A 24356-nucleotide genomic window follows, 5' to 3' on the forward strand; every position below is an offset into this window, starting at 1 on the left:
CCCCGCGCCACGTTCACCGCCGCATCCTTCGGCAGCATCACCACCGGCGGCTTCGTCCCCGCCGGCTCCAGGTTCGGTACCTTCACCGGCACCGGCGTGCCCACAAACATCGGCTTCGGTAACTCCAACTTCAGCTCGACCAGCTCCTCGGAACGGGGGGTCTCCGCCGCCCCGTCCTTTCCCTTTGCCCGCTGCGCAGCCGTATCCGCCGCAGCCACAGCCGATGGCGGCTCCGCCCGGAACGAAGGAACAGCCTTCGCCGCGGGAGCGGCGGCAAAGGCGCGCCGCTCCGCCGGTGCCGCCGCTACTTCTGTTTCGCGCGCAGGCTGCTGCTTCGCGTCTGCGGCCACCAAACGGTCGGCCGCGGCTTCCACCGGCGCAAGCCTCATCGGACGCGCCACACCCGCCAGACCGCCCGCCCAACTTGCCGCATCGCCGGCACCCTCCGCTGCGGTTGCCGCAGGCGCAGAAGGAGAAAGGCCGCTCGGCGAGTGCTGCCGCGCAAGCGGCGCCCTCGTGGCGCGCGTCTGGCTTCCGGCGACGACCTCGGGCTCCTCGGCATGCCGGCGCTGCTCGTCCATTCTCGCGCCCCCTCCACCCGTGGCGGCCAGCTCCCGCATCCGCGCAGTCCGCGAGATCTGCGCTTCAGCGCCCTTCTCCGCAGTCGACGCATCCGCGCGCGGAGCACCGGAAAACTCCACCGGCGGCCGCACGGCGGACGACCCGCCACTACTGGCGGATGTGCTGCCGGCCTCGGTCGGCCGTTCCCCCACCGTTGCGGCCCACCGAAGACCGCCGAGCACCAGCATCAGACTCGCCGCCCAAGCCAGCCCCCGCCACCACGCCCCGACGGCCGGCGCCGCCGCCCGCCGCACGGCCGCTCGCACCGCAGCGCGACGTTCGGCAGAAAGACTCTCCGGCGCCGGCGCCGAACGCAGCACTTCTCCGATCAGCTCCCTCGCCCGACGCTGCTCCTCCGCCCGCGCGCGGCAGCCGGCGCAGCTGGCCAGGTGCGCAGCCACCTCCCGCGCCTCCTCCGCCGGCAGCTCACCGTCCAGCCAAGCGGTCAGTTTCGACTCCAGCGATTCGCATCCGGCCTCCGCGCTCACCTTACAGATCTCCACGAGCTTTCAGCGCGGCCGAGATTCTCCGCACCGCGTTGTGCAACAAACATCCGACGTTTCCTACCGTGCGGCCGGTCACGTCCGCGATTTGCCGGTAGGAGAGGCCATGCTCAAGACGAAGCACCAGCACCTCACGCTCGCCGGTCGAAAGCTGCTCCAGCTGCAGTTCCACCCAGCGCCGCCGTTCATCCGGCCCGGGCGACGGCGAAGCCGGCGCTGTCACCTCCCGTGCCATCGCCTCCGTCGCGCGACGGCGGCGCTCCTCGCGCCGGATGTGGTCCACCGCCGCATTCCGCACCGTTCGATACAGCCAGGGCACAATCCGCGCCGGCGTCGCGGAGAGCATCGCCCAGTGGCGACACAGCCGGATCATTGCGGTCTGCACCACATCCTGCGCGGCGGCATGGTCACGGACGATTCGTGTCGCATATCTCAACAGCGGGCGCTCCTGCTCGCGGATCACGCCGTCCAGCGTCGGGGTGCCGGCTGCCGCTCCCGAGGTCGGCATGGTCGACGCACACGATGCTTCACCCGGAATACGCCGGGCACCGGCCGGTTCTTCAGCCGATTCGTCGGTCCTCTGAAGCTCGGAACTCATGCGGCGCCATCGCCGATTTGCGTTGAACGCCGGAGCATCTTGACGGCAACGGCGAGTCGCGTCGAGCGATAAACAGCGGTGGAGACGACGGCGGAACCGCAGCAGCGAGCGCTACACGTCCGCTGCACCGTCCGGGAAGTCTACGGTCTCCCCCGCGGGTGTCCCCCAATGCCGCGAATGCCGCGCTGAGAGGTCACGCGCATCCCCGGCGCACCGGTTGCGTGGACTGGGACGTGCGGATAGGCTGCTGGGTGCTCGGGTGAGTACGCTACCCCCACAGGAGGTCCGCGATGTCACCATCCCGTCTCCCTACGGTTGCCCGCCGACTGGTCCGGATCGTGCCGGCGCTGGTCGCGCTGGGGGCGGGTGCGTTCGCTGCCGAGGAAGGAGCCGTGAACGCCCGCGCGCTCACATGTGAACACCTGATCAATCCCGCCGGCATCGGCGTGGCGCGGCCCCGGCTGAGCTGGGTGCCGGTTTCGGACCGGCGCAACGACGCACAAACAGCATATCAGATCCTTGTCGCCAGCTCGCCCGAACGCCTCGCACGCAGCGAGGGCGACCTCTGGGACAGCGGACGCGTGGCGAGCGATCGCGCGCGCGACCATCGCTATGCGGGCGTACCGCTGCGCTCGAACCAACCGTGCTGGTGGAAGGTCCGTCTCTGGGATCGCGAGGGCCGTGCCGGCCGATGGAGCGAGCCCGCGGAATTTTCGACCGGTTTACTTAAATCCGACGACTGGATCGCACAGTGGATCGGCTGGAACGCGAGCCGGCCGGCGTCATCGGAGGAGGACTTCGGCGCGGCCCAGTGGATCACGCACGCGGCGGACCCCGAGCCGGCGCCGGCGGCGGCGCGATACCTGGCGCGGGTGTTTGAACTGCCCGCGCCCGCGACCTCGGCGCTGCTGCTGGTCACCGTGGACGACCGGGGCGCGGTGTGGCTGAACGGTGAACGAGTGATGCAAACGCCCAACGTGGCCGACGCATGGAAACAGGCCCGCAGCGCCGATGTCGCCCGCCATCTTCGCGCGGGCACCAATATGCTCGTGGTCGAGGTCCGGAACGCCGCGCCGGGACCCTGCGGCATGTTGCTGCGACTTCGTGCCGCTCTGGCCGGAGGGGGGACAATGGAGCTGGTCTCGGACGGCGAGTGGGTGTCCACCGCGAGCCCGCCAGCTAACTGGGGCAAAACCGTGGATTTCTCGAAATGGGCGGGCGTCCGCGTGATCGGTCCACACGGCGTGGCGCCCTGGGGGCGCATCGAGTCCGCCGCACCTCTGCTGCCGCCGGCGCGATATCTGCGCGGCGAGTTTCTCGTGGCCCGGCCGCTGCGGCGCGCGATGCTCTACACCACCGCCCTCGGCATCCACGACGCGTGGCTGAATGGCGAGCGCGTGAGCGACGACTGGTTCAATCCTGGGTGGACGGACTACCGTCGCCGCGTCTACTGGCGGGCCTACGACGTTACCGCCCGGGTGCGAAGCGGCACCAACGTGTTGGGCGCGGTACTGGCGGACGGCTGGTTCAGCGGATACGTCGGCTACGGCCGGCAGCGCGACCACTATGGACTCCATCCGCGCTGGGCCGCGCAACTGCACCTGGAGTACGCAGACGGCTCGACCGAGGTGGTTGCCACCGGCCCGCACTTTCGCGCCGCCGCCGGTGCGTTGCTCGAGGCAGACTTCCTGATGGGCGAAGTCTGCGACGCACGGCGCGAACCGCGGGGCTGGGCGCAGCCGGGGTTCGACGCCTCAGGCTGGGCGCCGGTGGACGTGGGCGCGGCGCTGACACCGCGCGTTGAGTGGCATCCGGGGCCGCCGGTGCGAGTGGTTGGCCAGTTCCGCCCCCGCGCGTGGACCGAACCGGCCGCCGGCGTGTGGGTGGCGGATCTGGGCCAAAACTTTGCCGGGGTGGTACGCCTACGCGTGCGCGGCCGACCGGGGCAGCGCATCCAGCTGCGATTCGCGGAACGCCTGAATCCCGATGGCACCATCTATACGGAAAACCTCCGCTCCGCCCGCGCGACCGATGTGTACATCTGCCGCGGCGAGAGTCTCGAGGAATGGACGCCCCGCTTCACCTTCCACGGGTTCCAATACGTCGAGGTGACCGGCCTCGACGGTCCGCCCTCGGAAGACCTGATCCTCGGACTGGCGCTCAGCAGTGACACGCCTCGCGCTGGCGAATTCGAGTGCAGCGATCCGGCGCTGAACCGATTGTGGCTGAACACCCTGTGGACCCAGTACGCGAACTTCATTGACATTCCGACCGACTGCCCTCAGCGCGACGAGCGCCTCGGCTGGACCGGCGACGCGCAGGCCTACATCCGCACCGCCTGCATGAACACCGACGTGCAGGCCTTCTTCACTAAGTGGCTGGTGGACCTGATCGATGCGCAGCGCCCGGACGGCCAGTTCCCGATGGTTGCGCCGCTCAAGGTCGCCGGCGACGACGGCGGACCCGCGTGGGCGGACGCCGGCGTGATCTGTCCCTGGATCCTCTGGGACGTCTACGGCGATCGCGAACTGCTGGAGCGGCAGTACGAAAGCATGAAACGATTTGTGGAGTTTTGCGTCGCGCGCTCGACGTCGGACCTGCGACCGCCGGACAAGTTCCACTGCTTCGGCGACTGGCTCCACATCAACGCGGAAACACCCAAACCCGTGATCTATTCCGCCTATCTGGCAATCAGCGCGGACCTCACCGCGCGCGCCGCGGCGGCGCTCGGCCGCCCGGAGGACGAGCGACGCTATCGCGAGATCTTCGAACGCGCCGCCGCGGCGTTCCGGGCTGCCCACGTGAAGCCCGACGGCCGCGTTGCGGGCGACACGCAGACGGCCTACATCCTGGCGCTCGCGGCCGGCGTGCTGACGCCCGAACAGCGATCGCTCGCCGCGCGCCATCTCGCCGATCGGATCGCGGAGCGCGACCATCATCTCTCCACCGGCTTCGTCGGTACTCGCGACATCCTGGGGGTGCTCTCCGCCATCGGTCGGCACGACCTCGCCTACCGCCTGTTGCACAACGACACGTTCCCCTCCTGGCTGTTCACCGTGCGGCACGGCGCGACGACAATCTGGGAGCGCTGGGATGGGTGGACGCCGGACAAGGGATTTCAGACTCCTGCGATGAACTCGTTCGCGCACTACGCCTTCGGTGCAGTCTATCAGTGGATGGTCGAGAACATCGGCGGCATCCGCAACGAGGCGCCCGGATATCGTGCGATCCTTATCGCGCCGGTGCTCGACCCGTGGCTGGAGTGGGCCCGCGTCCGCTACGACAGCGCGGCAGGCCGCATCGTGAGTGCCTGGCGCATGACCGCCGGAGGTGGCGCGCGATTCGAGATCGAGGTGCCCTGCGGTGTTCGGGCGCGTGTTCTGCTGCCAGTGCTCGGTGGCAGTACCACAGTGACTGAGGACGGTCGACCGCTGCGCGCGAGCGCGGACGTCCGCCGGATCGCGGAACAGCCGGACGCACTTGAGCTGGAGGTTGGTGGCGGCCGCTACGTGTTCGAGGCCGCCCGCGTGTGGAAGCCGGCGAAGATCGAGCGGCCGGCGCGCTGAGCGGCCGGGCGCTCAGCCCGCGCAGCGGGCACAAGAACCCTGCGTTGCGGCCCGCGGGCGAACACTTCGCAGCCGCAGCCACCTCGCCCCCCATGCGAGCCGGTTCCGTGCGAACGCCGCGTACAGCCGGTCGAATACCCCTCGCAGCCCCGGCCAGCCGGTGGGCGCGACCAACCAGCCCAGCCCAACCGCACCGTAGGCGGCCCGCACCGCCTCCATGCCGCGCAACACACGACCGTCCGGCGCGATCGCATGAAGGACCCGCCGCACCTCCCCCGGATCGAACCCCCACCGGGCGGCATCAAAGCCGGCCGCCGCGATATCCACCGGCACAAGCCGGCCGTGCCGATCACGCCGCTGTAGCCAGTCAATCTCCGCACGGCAGAACGGACATGCGCCATCAAAAAAAAGCCGCAGCGGTGTCGTCGGCCGATTCCAAGGTGCCCGATTGCTCATGGTTCACAATCCGCGTGCCGGTTCAAAAGTCAATCTGGTGAGGCCGGCAAGCGCGCCACATCGCGCGGGGTGATCGCACTGCATGCCGGCGGGCCGAGAGCAGGCCACTGCGGCGAAGCTTCCCCTTGACAAGAGCCCTCACGTAAGCCAAGTATCCTGTGGGAGATGAGTGTGCCAATGCGCGATCGTCTGCAGTCTCGCCGCATTCGATGGTGGGTCCTCATGTTTGCCGCCGTGCTGATGCCGCTCGGTGTCGGGGCACTCATCGCGTCCGCCCAAGAGGACGAATTCGGAGGCGGCAATGACGACAGTGCGGTCGCACCGGATCCCGCCCCCGAACCGGACGACACCACGTTCCCTCCCGGCGAAGACGAGAAGGGTCCGACCGATGATCCGATCAGTCCTTGGGATCCGGCGGGCGAAGATGATGAGGTGTGGATTCTGCCCGTCGTGCGCTGGGAGGCGGGCAAGGGAACCCCGCCACCGGATCAATACGTGATTTTGCCGTGGGATCCAGATGGCGACGGCGACGATGACCAGTGGCTGCTCTGGCATCCCCGCCACGGCGTGGTGGTGTTGCCGATCCCCGAGGGAGAGGATGGCGAGGCTGTTATCCTCGACGCCGGCCAGATGCGGATTTCCAAAAGTTACTGGAACAGCGTCGCCGTCGTGGTGCCGATGTCGGTGGCCGGGTTTGAGGAGCTGCTGGAAGCGCTGCGGGGTGCACCGGTTCCCCAGACCCGTCAGCATCGTGCGCTGAAGGCGATCCGCCGCGCACACGGTGCCATCATTCTCAACGGCCCCTTGGTCCGCTCTCTCTCCGGCTCTGCGCTGCCGGCCGCCGCAGCGCACCGGCTCGCGATGCTCGGGCTCGCGCGCAGCACCACTCGTGACCTGAACGGCCGTCTGTTTCGCAACATGGTGGGTGACATGGGCCACAGGGGCGCCGATGCGCCCACTGACCGCTGGCGCACGTTCGCAGCGGGTGAATTCGCGAATCTGGAACTGCACGGCCGGCGCGGTGAATCGGCCGCGGTGGACGTCTGGGCAGCGTCCGCCGGCGTGGAAACCGGTTTCGGGAGCGGTCTGGACGGCGGCCTCGGCGTCTCGTTGGTTCGCGGAGATGCGGAGCTGGGCGACGACATTGCCTCGCTCGAGGCCAACGGCGGGGTGGTCGCACCGTATTTGAACTGGTCGGACGGCTCGCTGTGGCTGAACGGCCTGTACGGATTGGGGTGGACCGACAACCACATCGACCGGCCCGCGCCGGACGGTGTCGCGCGCGGTTCGACAGAATCGTGGTTCCACGCTTTGGAATTCCATGCGGGGTGGCGTGTCCCGATCGGGATCGTGGTGGTTGGACCGATCGCCGGTGCCGAGTTCCGTTGGCTGACAATTGACGGCTACAGTGAGAAGGGCAGCGCCTACGCGGCGCAATTCGGCCGGCAGCGCGTCGAGTCAGCCCTGACGCGACTGGGCGCGCAACTGGCGGTGCCGTTTCAGGTTGGCGGCTGGCGTCTGACGCCCCATGCGCGAGCCGCTTGGGAGCATGAGTGGGCGGACGGCGACGAGTGGCTCTTTGCTACCTCGTTGACACCCGCGGTCGCCGCGAAGACCGGACGGAGGGTGGAGACGACGCCGTACGAGGCAGCCGGCCCCGCCTCGCTTCCTGAACGTGACTACCTGAGTGCCGGCGCGGCGCTGCGGCTGGACACCGGTGGCGCGTGGGCAGTGTGGTTGGACTACGAAGGGCACTTCTTCCGCGGCGACACGACGGGGCACTTCGTGGGGCTGCGGGGGATGCTCCGCTGGTAGCGAGATCTGTCCGGCCTACGAACTGCTGACCCCTTTTGAAAGGGACGGGACGCCGGTTTCGGCGGACGCCGGCGGAGTTTTCCGGCTTCTTTCTTCTTTCCTGCGCCTTCGCCGCGCCGGCGGCAGCGCACCAGTATCGGGATCGTGGTGCGGGTGGGCCTCCCACGTTTCGCCTTTTCGCAGCACAGTCAGCGCTGATAGATCGGCAAGTAATGACACTTCACCGCGAGGCTCAGGACCGCCATCGAAGTACCATACACACTGCCGGCACTGTGTTCCTGGCCATGCGGCGCACGCCAGGATCCGTCGGGCTGCTGCCGGGGCAGGAGCGCTTCTTCCACCGCACGGCGCGCGTGCTCCGCGTACTCTCCGCCCCGCTGGTACATGCCCTGCGCGTAGTAGTAGGTCCCGTACAGGAAAAATTCGCGCTGCCAGTCGAGCTCCTGCGCTCGAAGCCAGTCGGCTGCGCCGGCGACCTCCGGCGCGTCGTAGAGGCCGCAGACCTGCATCGCGAGCAGCCCGGCGGCGGCCGAGGCCCATGACGGGCTTCGGTTGGGCTGATAAGCACACGCGCCGCCGATTCGCTCCCGCCCGCGCGTATCCGGTTTCCAGGTGCGGCGCAGATACATCACCGCCTTTTCAATCGCGGCCGTCGGCACATCGATCCCGGCCGCACGCGCGGACCGCAGCGACATGAGCTGCCAAATCGTGACCGAGAGGTCGGAATCCCGCGAATCGGGCTCGTAGCGCCAGCCGCCAAAGTTGTCGCGATCGTTCGCGTCTTTGCGGTCCTGCGCCCAGAGGATCAGCGCAATCGCCTTGTCCAGCCGCTGCCGGATCCGCCGGTCCGTCTCGTCGTCCACCCCCATCCCGAGCAGCTCCGAGAGCGCAAGGGTGACAATGCCGTGGCCGTACATTCGGGAGCCGTCATGACCGAAATAGCCGTTGTCGCGCTGTCGCTTCTCATCGAGCAAGTAGGCCAGTGCACGGCGCGCCGGTTCCCCCGCCGGACTTGGATCGTCCGGTGTGCGTCCGACCGCGGCCTGCGCGAGCAGCGCGAGCGCGGTCATCGCATGCGGGTTGCCCGCATCGGTGATTGAGCCGTCCGGCTTTTGCTGGCGCACAAGGAACTCGATCGCGCGGTCGAGCGCCTCATCCACCCGATCGCCCGCCGCACGCGAGATCGGGAGGACGATCGCCGCCGCTGTGAGCAGGCGCGCGCAGAGCCCGGCCCAGACACGGAGAGTTTGCTGCGCGCGCTTCATTTCGGCTCCGGCCGCCCTTCCCGCGAAATTGCTTTGAAGTACAGCTCAACCATGGCGCGGTACTCCTCCGGCACCGACTCGGCGCGCGCGTTCCGCAGCTCGCGCGCAATGTCGGGCGGCAGCTTTGCCCAGTCGTCGGTGACGCGCACCAGCGGCGCGGCCGCCTCGTCCGGGCCGGGCAGCCCGGCGGCCTGCGCAGACGCACCCTGACGCGGCGCTTCCCCGGGGACCAGACCCTGGGCGCGCGCCTGCGCCATCGCAGCGGCCTGCGCCGCGGCCGCCTGGGCAGCGGCCTCCGCGGCAATCGCTGCGGCATCGGCCTGATCGAGCGCGCGCGCAAGCCACTCCGCCGTCTGTGCATCGCGTCCGGTCTCTGAGGGCATCTGCAGCGGGGGCGGCAGCAATCCGCTCAGCTGTTCAAGTTCCTCGGCGCGGCGCGCGGCCGCCGCAGCGGCGGTCTCCAGCGCCGGCGCGGCTGCGGGCGCGTTCGCACTCGCAATCGCATCGCGCGCCTGCGACATTTCGCCGGACGCCGTCGCACGGGTGCGACGCCCGGCCTCCGCGATCGTTGCGCCCGCGTTCCGACCCAGCCGCTGCTGATGCCGCCCGGCCCGCTCGACGGACGAACCGGCCGCGTCGGTCTGCGCGATCAGCCCGGGCTGCGACCCGGCCGACTCCGCCAGCGCGCCGCGCTCGCCCTCCACCGCGGTACGCGCCTGCGCCGCAAGCGCGTCCGCCTGGCGGGCCAGCTCCTCCGCGCGGCCCGCGGACCCCTCGCCCCGCTGCGCGATCTCGCGGCCGCGCGCCGCCCCCTCTCGGTCACCGCGTTCCTCGGCACGGCGGACCGCCTCGTTCGCACTCCGAGCCGCCTGACGTGCAGCCTCGGCGGCACGCCGCAATTGTGCAGCGCCCTGCGCGAGCGCGGCCGCCGCCGGTTCGAGCCCAGCGGCCTCCGTGACAGGCATGGTTTCCGCCGCGGTGGTTGCCGCCTCGGCGGCGGTCTGCAACGGCGCGGATGCCTCGGGCGCCGCAGCTGCGGCGTCCCGCGCGGCGGGCCGCAGCGCTTCCTCCGCGAGCGCCCGGGCTGCGCGCGCCAGCTCCGCCGCACGCTCCGGCAGCTGCTGACGTGCGCGCGCCAAATTCTCCGCGGCGCTCGCGGTGGCTCGGGCTAGCCGGCCCTCCGTCTCGGCGACCCGCCGCACGGTGTCGGCCGCTTCCCGCAGCATCGAGCGCGAAAGGCGGTCGAGCGCCGCCTGCATCGCGGGGTTGTCTGCAAGCATTCGTTCCAGCGCTTCGGGCGTCCGCGCCGAAGGGTCCTGCGCCATCGCGGCGGTGGCAGCGGCGTCCCGGTACTGTTGCTCCATCGCGTCGGTGAGCCCCGCCTCCCGCTCGGCCGCCCGCAGCTCCGCACGCCGTCCCTCCGCGTCGCCGCCCTCAAGCTTGCGGTAGTGATCGGCGAGCAGCTCGAGGGTCTGCTCCAGTCGGGCCTGTTGCGCGGCGGCCTGGTCCAGCGCGGCGGCGCGACGCGCCGCATCGGGTGCGGCGGCCGCCGCGCGCAGCAGATCCTCGGCGCGGGGCGGGGGTTCCCGCAGCATCGCGAGCGCAACATCCGCATCTCGCGCGCGTTCGCGACCCTCGGGCGAGCGAAGGTCCTGCGCGGCCGCTTCGGCGCGCAGCAGACGGCGCAGGTCCTCCACCTCCTCGTTCGCATGCAGTTGTCGCTGCAGCGCCTCGCCCACCGACGCACGCGCGGCAGGCTCTTCGGTGCGAGCGGCATCCTGCGCCGCCTCGCGAGCCCGGCGCACGTCCTCCCGTGCCGCGGCGAACCGGTCGGAAAGCGGTGGCGCGAGCGAGGCCAGCCACTGGCGGGCCTCCGCCGCGGCCGCCCGCGCCAGCTCGGCGGCGCGGGTGACCGCGTCCCCCGTCGCACGGACCTCGTCGGCCACGTTGTCGCGGCCGGCGATCGCTACGCGCCGGCGTTCCATTTCTTCCCGTGCACGTGCGGTCTCGGGCAACGTCCTCGCACGGTTCACCGAGTCCGCGGCGGCGGCGACCTGCTGCTCGCGGAGCGCCCGTTCCAGGTCGGGCAGCGCCGACTCCGCCGCGCGCCACGTGCGAGCGCGAGCGCGCGCGCCGCGGTCATCCGGCCGGCCCCAGCGTTCGTCCGCGGCGAGCGAGCGCAACGTCCCGGCGGTCGAGGCCGTTTCATGCGCGGTTTCCACCCGGCGCAGCGCATCGGCGATGCGCTCGACGGTGGCCGCGGCGTTCCGGTCCGGCGCGGCCGGCACGGTGCGCAGCGCGGCGGCAGCGGCCTGAAGGTCACTCACCAGCGCGGGGTCCGCATCGCGTCGAAGTTCCTCAAACGCGGCACGGTCGCGAAGTATCGCAATGGCCGCGTCGCGCAATGCGGCGAGGCGCTCACTGGCCACCGCGGCGTTCCGTGGAGCCTCCGCGGCCAGTCCCTGCGCAAGCCGCTGCAGCACATCGCGCCGGGGTCGGCCCTCCGCGAGGCGCCGAAGCGCCTCGTCGGCGTCGCGCTGTGCGTCGGCCACGCCGCGCAGCACGGTGTCGAGTGCACCGTCGGTCGCGCGCGCGAGCTCGCCGAGCTGTGTCGCACCGCCGGCCTCTGCGGCGCTGCGCGCAGCGGAGGCCACCGCGGCCAGTTTGCGTGCGGTTTCTCGGAACCCCCCACGGCGGCGTTCACTTCTCCCGAGAAGCTCAGCGATTTCTTCCAGGTGGGCGGCGGCGACGGCTTGACGGCGGGCGAGGCGTTCCCGGTCGGCGAGCGTTTCGGCCGGTGCGGCGGTGGCCCGGCGCAGTTCCTGGCTCACGTCGCGCAGATCGGCGACGGCCAGTTCGGCCTCTTCAGCGGCGGTCGCCAGAGCCGCCGCCCGGCCGGCCTGCTCCGCCAGCTCGACGGCCCGCTCGAGGCGACGGGCGGTCTCCTCTGCAGCCGCTCGGGCCGCGCTCGGGTCCTCACCCGCCGCGGCGAGCCGCCGCGCGACCGCCAGCTCTGCATACCGGATCATCGCCAGCGCGCTCGCGATCTGTTCCAGCGCGTCGGCGCCGGGGCCGGTGGTCATTTCGGCCTGTGCGCGCCGGATTGCCTCCGCGGCCGCATCGGCGGCGCGCTCCGCCGATCGGATCGCGGAGAGGCTCTGTGCGCGCACCGCTGTGCGGTCGGCCTCGGTGGCGGTTTCACTCTCCGCAGACCGGCCCGCGGCCAGCTGTGCCTGACGCGCCTCCCGTGTCGCCGCGCTCACCCGCTCGAGCGCGTCGCTGACACTTCGCCAGGCATCGGCGACCGCACGCCGGCCGGGTTCAAACGATTCGGCGGCGATCATCAGGCGGCGCACCCCGGACTCGCCCGTCTGCCCTCGCAGATCGGTCGCGACATACTTCACCCACACTTCGTCCCCCGGGCGCAGATCGAGTGCGAGCAGGTCGGTGGTTTCGGTGACGACCGCGGTCTCGCCGGTGCAGGCGCGGGGCGCGCCGTCGTTGCGCCAACCGGCGCCGGCGCGGCGGACCTGGACACGGCGTTGCAGCGCAACCAGGCCGTGATCGTCTGAGGCCTCGATCGCCCAGCGCACGACGTCGTCCGGAGTCGCGGTCCGATCGGCGGCCGGCTCGACGATCTCGACACGTGGCGGCTGGTCGGGACGGACGCGGATCTCCCACACCGGCCGATCACGGTTTTCGAACCCGCTATCGGCCGCGACGAGGCGCACCTGGAAGAGGCCGGGGCGGACCAGCTCCAGCGACGTGCGCCAGCGGCGCGGATCCTCTGGCCGAAGCTCGACCACTCGGCTTTCACCATCGAGATCTAGCCGCAGTTCGGCGGCCCTCAGCGGCTGATCGCTCTCCAGACAGAGATCGACGCGGGTGCCCTCCACCCCCTCCAGATCGCCGGCGGTCTCCCGCACGGTGTGGACGGGGCGCCCCAGCCACTCCGGCGGCCGGTACGTCTTTTCGAACGCGGCGATCTGCGGCGGTGGCAGCGCGGTGATCCGGTACCAGCGAGTCACCGCATCAGCGCCACGCGCACGGTAGAGCAGTTGCGCATCGGTGGTTTCGATGGTGGCGGCGAAGCGACCCGCGCCGATCGGTTTCATCCGACTGCGCGCGCGTCGGCCGCCGGCGGCCGTATCGAGCCACGCCTCCGCGACACGCCGGCCGGCGGCCTCCACCACGATCGTCACCGCATCGCCAAGCGGCACGGTCGCGTCCGGCGGGGTGGGCTGCACCACATCGAGACGGGCGCGGGAAACCCGCGCGAGATTGGCGACGGGCAACGCGGCCCGGGCCAGCCGGCGACCGCCCTGCAGTCCCGGCCAAGCCAGCAGCAGCGCCACCAGCACCAGCACGACGGCCGCGGGCACCACCCAACGGCGCACCAGCGACAACGGCAACAGTTGTTCCGGTTCGATCCGGGCCAGCTGCTCAGCAACGCTCGCCTGCAGGCGCGCACGGAACGCGGGCGAATCGAGCCCCGCCGCGGCGGGCGGCCGCGTCCCCAGTTCCACCGCCGACAGCACCTCCTCGCGCAGATCCGGCCGTGCCGACTCAAACCAGCGCGCCAGCCGCGCCAGATCGCGCCGGCCGCGGAGATGCCGCAACGTGAGCCGCCACAGTTCGAACGCCCCGACTCCCCACGCGCCAAGGCTCAGCATCACCCGCGGAACATCTTCGATCACCCACGCCGCGTCCGCGGCAGCAACCAGAATCAGCGCACCCAGCGTCGCCGCAGCCGCGCCGAGGAGACCGCGCGTCCATAGCAGGCGTTCGCGCCGGCGGCCGAACTCGAGCAGCCGGCGCCGTGTGCGATCGTCCAGGCCGGTTCGGTCCGCCTCCCCCGCCGGCGGCATTGGTTGGTGCAGCATCACAGCAATCCTCGCCGTTTGCGCACGATCCACTCTGCGGTCAGCAGCGCAATGGCCGCCGCAAACCACGGCCATCGCTGCCACAGATGTGTCTCAGTTTCCACAATGCGCCCGCGGCTGAGCGGCCGCAATACTGCCGCCAGCTCGCCGAGCTGCTCCTCCCGGAACCACCGGCCGCGGGAGACCGACGCGATCTGGCGTAACAGCGCCTCATCGCTCGCCGGTGTCGCCGTCTCGAGATCGGGCGAGGGCCGAACCACCCACGCCGCCGACGCGGCGGTCTCGCTCTCCGGCACGCCTGCCACCGCCACGCGCAGCTCATAGTTGCCCGGCGGCAACGGCGCGGTCTCCGCAACGTACAGGCCGCCGCCGTGCTCGTCCGGCGACATCGGCAGCGCGGCGACACGACGGCCGTCGCGGAACACCTGCGCCTGCACCATCGCGCCCGCCATCGCGCGCCCGCGCTCGTCGCGCACGCGGGCACGAAGCTGAGCGCGCCGTCCTGCCAGCTGCACCGGCGGACCGGCGTCCACCGAAATGCGGCGATCGCGCGTCGCGAACGGCGCCTCCATCATTGCGATGGCCAGCTGGTTCCAAAAGCGGGTCTGCATCCCGTCACCTTCGTCGCGGCGCCAGCGCCACACCTCATCGAACGCGAGCATCGCCACTCGGCCCGCGCCGTAGCGAGCCACCAGAAGCGCCGGCGCACCGGCCCCGCCGGCGGGCGGTGTCGCCTCCACCCACACCTCCGCGCCCGCGCGCGGCTCCACTGCCGCCAGCCGACGCGGCGGGGGCAGGCGGCTCCATACGGCCGCCGCGGAGCCGGTGGCGTCCAGCGCAAGCGCAGGCTGGCGCTCCCCCGCCGCGGTCAGCCGCAACGGAGCGGGGTTGGTGATCGGCTCGCCCACCCACCGCGCCGGCATGACGTCGGCCAGCGGCCCCCCAAGAAAGGCGCGCAGATAACCCCGATGACCACCGAGCCAAATGAGCCCCCCACCACGGTCGCCCACAAAGTCGCGCAACCATTCCAGCTCGACCGGACGAAACGCGGCTGCCGGCACTTCCCCAAGGATCACCAGATCCATCGCCATCAGCGCGTCCCGATCGGCCGGAAACCGATCCGGCCCCTCACCGCGCGGCAGCTCACCGTTGACGACATACACCGCAGTCAGATTCCAGCGCGCGTCCCGATCAAACAGATTGCGGACATAGCGCGTCTCCCAGCGAGGCCGGCCGTCGATCAGCAGCACCCGGTGGGGACGCGTGATCGCAAACACGGAGATCTCCCGCCGGTTGTTCTCGGGAATCGCGTCACCTTCGGCACCCTCGATGTCGACACGGAAGTCCAGCCGCACGCCCGCACGCTCGCCGCCGCCAGCGGCAACCCGCGAGAGCTGCGCGGCAATCTTCTCCACGGGGAAGTCGAACTCGACCACTCGCTCGGCGTCGCCAGGCGGCAATTCGCGCGACCAGATCACCTCTCCGTCCGCGGCAGTGCGAATGCACAGCGTCAGCGGAGAGCCGTGCGGCCGGTGGTCCGTCAGAAAGATGCGCCCGCGAACCCGATCCCGGTGAAAGACCGCGTCGGGCGCTTCCACGCCCAGCAGCGCCGCATCGGCGGGAGGGCGATCGCTGCCGATGGAGACCGCCATCACCGGAACGCCGCGCGCGCCGAGGAGTCGGGCGGCCTCCAGCGGCGAGGGCCCCTGGTTGTGCCGGCCATCGGAGATCAGCACGATCGCCGCCCGCACCGCGGCCGCGTCGGCACCCTCCGCGCCGAGGCCACCGCCCATCGCCGACAGGTCCGTGAACGAACCCGACGGCAGCGCGGTCGCGGCGGGCGGCGGGCCTTCCGTCGGCAAAGGCCCGGAACGCGCGCTCCACAGCTCCTCGAGCCGGCCCTCGCGCAGCGCCAGCACGTGCAGATCGCAGTCCTCCGCCAGCGCGGCCAACAGCGGCTGGCGACCTCCCCACAGCGCCATAGCGGCACGCTCAAAGCGGGGTGTGCGGTCAAACCGCTCCACCGCCGCGCGCCACGCCGGCCGCTCGCTGAGGTCCGCAGCCGCGGTGCGGCGCAGGAACAACTCGCGGAGTTCGCGTTCCCAGACCGCCAGCCGGGACTCGAGCGCGGCCACCTCGGCGGCCGCGTCTCCCGACGCAGCCAGACGCCGCACCACCTCGACAAGGTCCCGTTCAATCGCCGGGCGGGGGTCCACCGCCCCCCCAGTTTCAAACGCCACCAGCCGGGTGGCCGGAATCGGGGACTCCAGCGTGCCGTCGGGAAGTTGCCACCGCACCGCGACGTGCGCCTGCCCGCCGCCCTCCTTGTGCAGAATCTCAAGGTAGACACGACGGCCGGCTTCCAGCGGCACGCGCGAGGACTTCTGGCTGGGGAACTGCTCCCACTGGCCCGGCGAGGTCCACCCCTCCACGCGGGCGATCACCGCGGCGCGGTCTGGCTCACCGGAGGGGCTCAGCCGAAGTTCCGCGTGGTCGTCGCTGGAGAGCCAAAACACGTAGTCGCCGGTCATCGGCGGCAGAAGGTAGGCGCGGATCCGTTCGCCGAACTGGTCGGCACCGTCGTCCGGCACATCGAGCGAGCTGAGCGCGCGGCGTTCGTCCGGCGGGCCGCGGAATCTGGGCGAGCGGACCAGATCCTCCACCCGGTCGCCACCGATATTGCTCCAACGCTCGAGATCCGCGCGGCCGGGCGAGCGCAGCTCCGAAAACGTCGCCGCCGGCAGGTCCGACAGCAGTCGATGGGCGTTCGCGATGCGGTCGGCGGCGGACCGTACCGCAGCGGCACGATCGGACCGGGCGGCGTCGAGCTCGTCCAGCGCGGCGCGCAGTTCATCGGCGGCCCGCAACAGTGTGCTTTCAGTGCCGGCGGCGTCCACCCAACCCAGCTGATGCGCGATCTGCAGCTTTCGGCCGGTCTCCATCTGTGCATCGGTGAGCGCCATGCTGGCGGACTGGTCCAGAACCACGCGCACCTGGAGCGGTTCACCGACCCGACGGCGATGACGCAGCACCGGACCGGCGGCCATCAGCGCGACCAACACGATCGCCAGCGCGCGAAGCGTGGCGGGGAGCGCCACACCACCCGCCGGTGGCCGTTCCCGGCGATATGTCGCCAGCGCGGCGGCAGCGCCGACCACCGCAACCGCAAGTGCGAGCGCGACCGACCCAGTAAAGTGCAGCGAGCTCACCGCGCGCGTCCCCCGAGCCGCCGCTGGACGATGAGCTCCAGCCCGAGCAGTCCGAGCACACCCCACCAGGCGGCGCGCCACAGCTCCCGGCCTTCCCGCCGCTCGCGCTCCAGACGCCGGAACGCCTCCGGCGACTCGACCACCGTTGCGGAGGCCTCGGCGGCGAGCGCAGCCAGCTCCTGCTCCGACACTGGCGCCAGCTCCGATTCCTCCGGCGGACGACGCACCACCCAGGCGATCGGTGCCGCGCCACCGGGCGGTCGCAGCCGGTAGATGCCGGGCCGGTCGGTCTCGCCGAACTCGACCACGCGGTGCAGTCCGCGCACCGTCACCGGCAGTTCCCGCACGGCGCCGTCCGGCAGTGTCAACACCGCGCGCTCGCCCGCCGCGGCGTTCTCATCCAGTCGTGCGGCAAGGCGCTCGCCGGGGTCGACGTTTCGCGGCGGATGCACCACCGAACCCAGGTAGATGATCAGCTCCTGCATCAGGGGCACAAAGGCGGGTTGGAACGGCAGGTTGCTCCAATCGGCGTCCACCGGTCCGCCGAGCAGGATCACCCGACCCTCGCCCACCCGTCGCTCAACCATCCACGGTTCCCCGGTCTCCAGGCGCAGCAGCACACCGTCCTCACGTTCGATCGGCACCTCGAGCCGGTAGCGCGCACGAATCCGGGCGCCGCTCAACGCGCCCTCCCGCAGTCCGGCGAGCGCCGGATGTGCGGGCCACCGCCCCGCGAACCCCACTGCACCGGCTTCGTCGTCCGGGCGGCCCAGGATCCCGCTCAGTCGGGCCGGCAGCAGCCCCGCCGCCTCGTCCAGCGCTGCCGCCGCCCACGAGGGGGACGCGCGGTCGCCGGGCGCCACCAGCACCCCCCCACCCTCCCGAACGAACGTCGCCAGCGCCTCGACCAACGCGGCAGACAACTGCCGGATGTTCGCCAGCACCACCACGCGTGTGTCCCTCAGATGGGCGGGCTCGGCGCGGGCCTCCGGCACGGTGGAGGCCTCAACCAAGTCCACCGCCCGACCGGCCCCGGTCTTCCACGGCTGCAACGCCAGTTCCAGAAACGCGGTCTCCGAGCGCAGCGGCACCGGATTGGGGTCGCCACTGACCAGCCGCACCGGCAGCCGGTCCGCGACGATCACCGACGCCGCCGCGACGTTGTCGGGCCGAAACGCGTCCGCCTCGGTTCCGATCTCGACTATGTGAGAGCCCGCACGATCGAACACGTGCGCGAACTGCACAAATTCAACCGCTCCCGGCTCCAGCCGGACCGTCGCGTTCTTCAACTCAACGCCGTTCACCCGGAAGTGCACGCGCGTGTGCGGCCGTGGACGCCCGCCGTACAGCCGAACGGCGGCGCGCACGCGCAGCGTCTGGCCCGCTCCCAGCATCCCGCGCGAGACTTCCACCGGCCCGACCGCGACGTTGTCGACCGGCGGCGTACGGATCGGCAGCAGCACCACACGGGGCGGTACCGGCTGCGCCGCCAGGCGCGTCCAGGCGCGACGTCGCTCCTCCGCGCGGTCCGTGGACCAGTTGGCGCGCTGGAAGTCGCTGATGATCACCAGCAGCCGGTCGGCATGGTGCATGCGCTGCTCCAACAGCGCGGCAGCGCGCTGCAACGCCGCCGCGGGCCGGGCGGCGCCCCAGCCCCCCTCCGCGTCCGCGACAGCCTGCCGCAGCTGCGCGAGGTCCACGGTCGGCTCCTCCGCCAGCGGCAGCGGCCCCGCCATGCCGATCACCGCCGCCTCGGAGCCGCGCGGCAGTTCCTCCAGCATCGCGCCGGCCGCCTCGCGGGCGGCGGCCAACGCGCTGCGGCCAGCTTCACCCACTTCCATCGAGGCGCTGTTGTCGAGCAGGATCACCGCGGAGGTCGGCGCCCGACGGATCCGCCCGCCCGCACCGGTGATCACGGGCCGGGCCATCGCCAGGGCCAGCAGCGCCGGAATCGCGGCGCGAATCGCCAGCAGCAACCACTGTTCGATCCGGATGCGGCGCCGGTTCGTGCGCAGCACATCCTCCAAAAACATCATCGCGCTCCAGCGCACAACGCGAAAACGGCGGCGGTTCAACAGGTGAATGATCACCGGGATCGCCGCGGCCGCCGCGCCGGCCAGCAAAGCGGGATTCAACCACGTCATGCCCGCCTCCGTCGCCGCGCCAGATGGCGCGCCAGCGACTCCGCCCAGGGCCGGTCGGTCGTCATCAACGTCCAGTCCACCCGATGACGATGGCATCCGCGGCGCAGGTCCCGCTGGAACTCATCCACCCGGCGCCGGTACGCCTCGCGCAGCACGGCGGGATCCAGCAGCCGCGCGTGGCCGGCGCGTTCGAGCGACTCGAACCGCGTCCACCCGCGGAAGGGAAACTCGATCTCGTCCGGATGCAGCACCTGAATCACCGAAACGTCGTGGTGGACAAACCGCAGGTGCGCCAGCGCCGCAAGCAGCTGCGGCAGCGGGCCGAGGCAGTCGGAAATGACGATCAGCAGCCCCCGCCGGTGCACACGCGCAGCGACGTCATGCAGCACACCGCCGAGGTCGGTTTCACCGCCGGCGACAGTGCGCTCGAGCGCGTCGGTGAGCACGCGCAGGTGGCCAGGGCGTGCGCGGGGCGGTATGTAGCGGCGCGGCGCGGTGTCGAACGTCAGCAGCCCCACTGCGTCCGACTGCTGAAGCAGCAACCAGGCCAGACCCGCCGCCAGCCGGGCGGCATACTCGAGCTTGCTCGGATCCCCGTAGGCCATCGAGCCGCTTGCGTCCAGCACGAGCGTCGCGCGCACGTTCGTCTCGTCCTCGAACTCGCGCACGTAGAACCGGTCCCGGCGGCCGTAGAGCTTCCAGTCGAGACGGCGGATCTCGTCGCCCGGCACGTACGCGCGGTGCTCGCGGAACTCGACGCTAAAGCCCTTGTGCGGAGAACGGTGCAGACCGCTGCAGAACCCCTCCACCACCGAACGGGCCAGCACCTGCAGTGTCGCGAGGCGCCGCAAGTCATCGGCGGACAACAGCGGTGGACGCACCGCCACGGACCGCACCCCGCCGTCAGACCGCCGGTTCCGGCTCGACCGCCGGCAGCTCGGCAAGCGCGCGCTCCACGATCTGCACCGGCGTGATTCCCTCCGCCTCTGCGTTGAACGTCGGAACGATCCGATGCCGCAACGCCGGCCGGGCAAGCGCGACCACGTCCGCAATCGTCGCGTGGTAGCGTCCCCGCAGAATCGCGCGGACCTTTGCGCCGAGAATCAGCACCTGCGCCGCCCGCGGTCCCGGTCCCCACTCGACCAGCTCGCGCAGAAACGGAAATGCGTCCGGTTCTTTCGGGCGACAGCGGCGGACGAGATCCAACACGTATTCGGTCACGTGGTCCGGCACCGGCACCGCTCGAACAATGCGCTGACAGGCGAGAATCTGATCGCCGGTGATCACCGGTCGCAGCTCCGCTTCGTACAGCCCCGTGGTGCGGGCGAGAATTTCCCGCTCCTGGTCCCGGCTCGGATAGTCCACGCCCACGTGGAACATGAATCGGTCGCGCTGCGCCTCGGGGAGCGGGTAGGTGCCCTCCTGCTCGATCGGATTCTGTGTCGCGAGCACAAAGAACGGCTCCTGCAACGGCCAGGTGCGGTTCCCGACGGTCACCGAATGTTCCTGCATCGCCTCCAGCAGCGCCGCCTGCGTTTTCGGCGGGGTACGGTTGATCTCGTCCGCGAGAATCATCTGCGCGAAAATCGGACCCGGCTGGAACACCAGCTGGCGGCGGCCGCCGGGTTCCTCCTGGATGATGTCGGTGCCGGTGATGTCGGCCGGCATCAGGTCCGGGGTGAACTGAATCCTCCGAAACGAGAGGTCCATCGTGCGCGCGAGGCTCCGGACCATCATCGTCTTCGCCAGGCCGGGCACGCCTTCGAGCAGACAATGGCCACGGGCGAGGATCGCGATCACGAGCTGCTCAATCACATCCTCTTGACCGACGATGAACCGCGCCAGCTCCGCGGTGATGCGGCGGTACGCGTCGCGAAGTTCCTCCGCACGGCGAAGATCCTCATGGCTCATCGTGGGTTCGGCGGTCATCGGTGTTCTCCTTGTCCGAAAAAGCGTGCGCGGCAGTATACGAGAGGGCTTTCGGCGATGTCCACCTCCGTCACCCAGGCGCGGCGGGCCGGCCCCGGCGCCGGGCCGCGATCCGCCTGCGCTCACGGGCAGCGTTCCGGCGCCCGCCGGAGCGCGGCAGCCCGACGGTGCCCACCAACCGCTTGACCCCTCCGAGAGCACCCTCCATTGTGCTGCCGTGAAGACACGGAGGCCGCTTCGTATGAAACCCGTTGCTTGGTTCCGCACGACGTCGGCGTCGGTGGCGCTGTTCTGTGGGGCCGCCGCCGCGGAATCGCTCGAGACGCTGCAGCAGGGGTTTCGCGACCCGCCAGCCAGCCATCACACGGTGCCGTTCTGGGTCTGGAACGACGAGCTGACACCCGCGGAGGCGACGTGGTGGCTGGAGGAGTTTGTGCGGCAGGGTATCCGCTCCGTGATGATCCATCCGCGGCCCGGCCTGCGCACGCCGTATCTGGGCGAGCGGTGGTTTGAGCTGTGGGCGCACTGCGTCCGCGAGGCCCAACGGTTGGGGATGGAGCTTTGGATTTACGATGAGAACTCCTACCCCTCCGGTTTCGGGGGTGGCCACGTGCCCGAGGCGATGCCGGATGCGAAAGCGGTGAATCTGGTTGCGCAGGAGTCGAAGCGGCCACCCGCATGGACGAACGCGATTGTGGCCGTCTGGCGGCTGGACGGCGAGCGGCCGGACGAGGTCAGCGCCCGGCTGAGCGCCACTGAGGCCCTGCCGGAGGGTCGCTACCTCACGGTGCTGACCAAGACGGAGGGCCGCGCCGCAGACTGGTACGGCGGCTGGTGGTACGTGGACCTTTTGCGGCCGGGCGTCACGGAAAAATTCCTGGAGGTGACGCTCGAGCCCTATCGGGAGCGGTTCGCGGACCGGTTCGGACGGCTGATCCGCGGCACCTTCACCGACGAACCGCACATCTCCGGCACCGGCGGCCTGCCGTGGACCGCCGATTTTGCGGAGCAGTTCCGCAAGCGCCGCGGCTATGAGCTGCAACCGCTCCTGGCCGCGCTGTGGGTCGAGCTGGGCGACTGGCGGCGCGTACGGCACGACTTCGCGCGCACCGCGCATGAGCTGTTCGTCGAGCGATGGGCGATCCCCTATCACGAGTACTGCCGCCGGCACGGATTGGAACTGACCGGTCACTACTGGGAGCACCAGTGGCCGCTGGCTCGCCAGGTGCCGGACAACATGGCGATGTACCTCTGGATGCAGCGTCCCGGTATCGACATTCTGTTCAACCAGTACGCGGAGGGACCCGCGGCGCAGTTCGGCAACGTGCGGAGCGTCCGCGAACTTCAGAGCGTCGCGCTGCAGGCGGGGCGGCCGCGCACGCTCTGTGAGGCGTACGGCGGCAGCGGCTGGGACGTGCGGTTCGAGGATCTGAAGCGAATCGGCGATTGGCTGCTGGCGCTGGGCGTGAACACGATCAATCAACACCTATCGCACGTGAGCATCCGGGGTGCTCGCAAACGCGACTACCCGGTCTCGTTCTCCTACCACGCGCCGTGGTGGGACTTCTACGGTGCACAGGCGCGCTACTTCGCTCGGCTACAGTGGGTGCTCACGCAGGGCGAGGTGCCACCCGCCGCCGCGCTCGTGATCGAGCCGACGACGACCTGCTGGATGTACCAGGAGGGGCCGAAGGCCTCCGCGCGCGCCGTCGAGATCGCGGAGGCGTTTCATCGGCTGCTCGGGTGGCTGGAGGCCGCGCAGATCGAGTATGAGCTCGGCAGCGAAGATGTGATCGGGCGAATCGGCACCGCCGTCGGCGGCCGGCTCCGCGTCGGACGGCGCCAGTATTCCACCGTGGTGCTGCCGCCGGGCACCGAAAATCTCTCCGCATCGACGGTACGCATGCTCGCCGCGCTGTTGCGCGACGGCGGCACCGTGTTTGCCTGCGGCCCGCCGCCCGATCGCGTGGACGGCCAGACCGCGGAGGAGCCGGCGCGGCTCGCGCGCGAAGCCGGCTGGCGCCGCATCGAGCCCGAGGCACTCGCCGGGGCGCTCGCGCCGAACCACGCGCCCGGCGCGCGAGTGGTCCGTGCGGACACCGCCGGCAAGCTGTTCCATCACCGGCGCCGCATCGGCGATGACGAGATGCTGCTGCTGGTCAATACCAGTTCCAACGAGTGGAGCCGTGGCCACGTGCTCACACCTGCACGTTCCGCAGAGGATTGGGACGCGTTCACGGGGCGCATCTTCCCCGCTCCCGCAGAGGTTGTGCCGAGCGGCCTTCGCGTGCCGTTCGCGCTGCCCCCTGCGGGCAGCCGCCTGCTGCGGCTCTCCGCCAGCTCCGGCCCCGTCCCGCCGCCGGCGCCGCCAGCCTCCGGGCGCCGCATCGAACTGGCAGGACCGATTCGCGTGCGGCGGCTCGACCCAGCCACGCTGCCGCTGGACTTCGTCGAGGTCGACTGTGCCGGACGACGCACCAACCTGCACGTGGTGGCCGCGGCGGACTGGATCTTCCAGCAGCACGGCCTCGCGAAAAACCCTTGGCGGCATGCGGTGCAGTACCGGGATCGCCTGATCACGGTCTCGTTCCCGCCAGACAGCGGTTTTGCGGCCACGTACCGCTTCGTGATCGACGGTGCGCCACCGCCAGATCTCGAGGCCGTGGTCGAACGGCCGGACCTGTACTCGATCGAATGCAACGGCCAGCCGGTTCAGCCGGCGCCCGGCGCGTGGTGGCTGGATCGCGCCTTCGGTCGCGTGCCGATTGCCACGATCGCCCGTTCCGGCACGAACACGCTGGTGCTGCGGGCGCGTCCGATGACCATGCTGCATGAGCTCGACCAAGTGGTGTTGCTCGGAGACTTCTTGCCGCGTCCCGCGGAGAAGGGATTCGCGATCGTACCGGCGCAGCCACTTCATCTCGGATCGTGGTCCGCCCAAGGGTTGCCGACCTACGCAGGCCGCGTTGAATACAGCGCCGACGTCGAGATGACCGCTGGCGAGCCACTGCGGGTACGGCTGCCCTCGTGGTGGGGCACGGTCGCCGAGGTGCGGGTCGCCGACCGGTCTGCCGGCTTGATCGCCGCGCCGCCGTATGAGCTGGAGTTGCCCGCCGACCTTCCGGCCGGCCGGCACACAATCGCGGTGACCGTTGTCGGCACGCTGAAAAACCTGCTCGGTCCGTTCCACGCGGGGCCGGTGCGCGGGCTGGCCTCCCCGTTCAACATGGCACAGGCGCCCCGGGGAGATCCGCCGCCTGGCGCCGCGTACGACGTGATCCCCTGCGGACTGTTCGAACCCTTCGTCGTCGAGACCCTCCGCTGAGCCGCGCGCTCCGTTCGGCTTTGCGAGACGACGAGTCGGGGT

Annotated in this window: 10 protein-coding genes and 2 pseudogenes; 3 read left to right on the forward strand and 9 right to left on the reverse strand. The window is 70.8% G+C overall.

The window, feature by feature from the left end:
* Window positions 1–729: 729 nt before the first annotated feature.
* A pseudogene (locus tag N2652_02350) lies at window positions 730–1041 on the reverse strand (hypothetical protein).
* Between the two features lie 69 nt (window positions 1042–1110).
* The gene (locus tag N2652_02355; GenBank protein MCX7818040.1) at window positions 1111–1632 is read right to left on the reverse strand and encodes a sigma-70 family RNA polymerase sigma factor; all 522 of its coding nucleotides are present in this window, start codon (window positions 1630–1632) and stop codon (window positions 1111–1113) included.
* A gap of 380 nt (window positions 1633–2012) precedes the next feature.
* On the opposite strand from N2652_02355, the gene N2652_02360 reads away from it, so the two are divergent.
* A complete protein-coding gene (locus N2652_02360) occupies window positions 2013–5288 on the forward strand; it encodes a glycoside hydrolase family 78 protein (GenBank protein MCX7818041.1) in 3276 nt (1091 codons plus the stop codon).
* Window positions 5289–5300: 12 nt separating this feature from the next.
* Here N2652_02360 and N2652_02365 read toward each other — a convergent pair whose 3' ends face one another.
* The gene (locus N2652_02365; protein MCX7818042.1) at window positions 5301–5744 is read right to left on the reverse strand and encodes a DUF393 domain-containing protein; all 444 of its coding nucleotides are present in this window, start codon (window positions 5742–5744) and stop codon (window positions 5301–5303) included.
* A gap of 165 nt (window positions 5745–5909) precedes the next feature.
* Between N2652_02365 and N2652_02370 the strand changes: the two genes are divergently transcribed.
* On the forward strand, window positions 5910–7559 hold the full coding sequence (locus N2652_02370) for an autotransporter outer membrane beta-barrel domain-containing protein (GenBank protein MCX7818043.1): 1650 nt from the start codon (window positions 5910–5912) through the stop codon (window positions 7557–7559).
* A 188-nt stretch (window positions 7560–7747) separates the two neighbouring features.
* Here the strand turns inward: N2652_02370 and N2652_02375 are convergent, their stop codons facing one another.
* The 6 genes and pseudogenes from N2652_02375 to N2652_02400 form a co-directional block, all read right to left on the reverse strand.
* Window positions 7748–8824, reverse strand: a complete 1077-nt coding sequence (locus N2652_02375) for a terpene cyclase/mutase family protein (GenBank protein MCX7818044.1) — start codon at window positions 8822–8824, stop codon at window positions 7748–7750.
* Window positions 8821–13707, reverse strand: coding sequence for a hypothetical protein (locus N2652_02380; GenBank protein MCX7818045.1), 4887 nt, complete (start codon window positions 13705–13707; stop codon window positions 8821–8823). The genes N2652_02375 and N2652_02380 overlap by 4 nt, the downstream gene beginning before the upstream one ends.
* Before the next feature lie 2270 nt (window positions 13708–15977).
* Window positions 15978–16649, reverse strand: a pseudogene (locus N2652_02385) (PA14 domain-containing protein).
* Between the two features lie 263 nt (window positions 16650–16912).
* Window positions 16913–19060: a BatA domain-containing protein gene (locus N2652_02390; protein ID MCX7818046.1), complete on the reverse strand. Its 2148-nt coding sequence runs from the start codon at window positions 19058–19060 to the stop codon at window positions 16913–16915.
* Window positions 19057–19947, reverse strand: coding sequence for a DUF58 domain-containing protein (locus N2652_02395; GenBank protein ID MCX7818047.1), 891 nt, complete (start codon window positions 19945–19947; stop codon window positions 19057–19059). The genes N2652_02390 and N2652_02395 overlap by 4 nt, the downstream gene beginning before the upstream one ends.
* Before the next feature lie 16 nt (window positions 19948–19963).
* On the reverse strand, window positions 19964–20989 hold the full coding sequence (locus N2652_02400; protein MCX7818048.1) for a MoxR family ATPase: 1026 nt from the start codon (window positions 20987–20989) through the stop codon (window positions 19964–19966).
* A gap of 241 nt (window positions 20990–21230) precedes the next feature.
* Between N2652_02400 and N2652_02405 the strand changes: the two genes are divergently transcribed.
* Window positions 21231–24314 carry a glycosyl hydrolase gene (locus tag N2652_02405; protein ID MCX7818049.1) on the forward strand — a complete coding sequence of 1028 codons (3084 nt, stop codon included), beginning with the start codon at window positions 21231–21233 and terminating at the stop codon, window positions 24312–24314.
* Window positions 24315–24356: the final 42 nt, after the last annotated feature.

It is taken from the genome of Kiritimatiellia bacterium, from assembly GCA_026417735.1.
In the GTDB taxonomy this organism is placed as follows: domain Bacteria; phylum Verrucomicrobiota; class Kiritimatiellia; order PWTM01; family PWTM01; genus CAACVY01.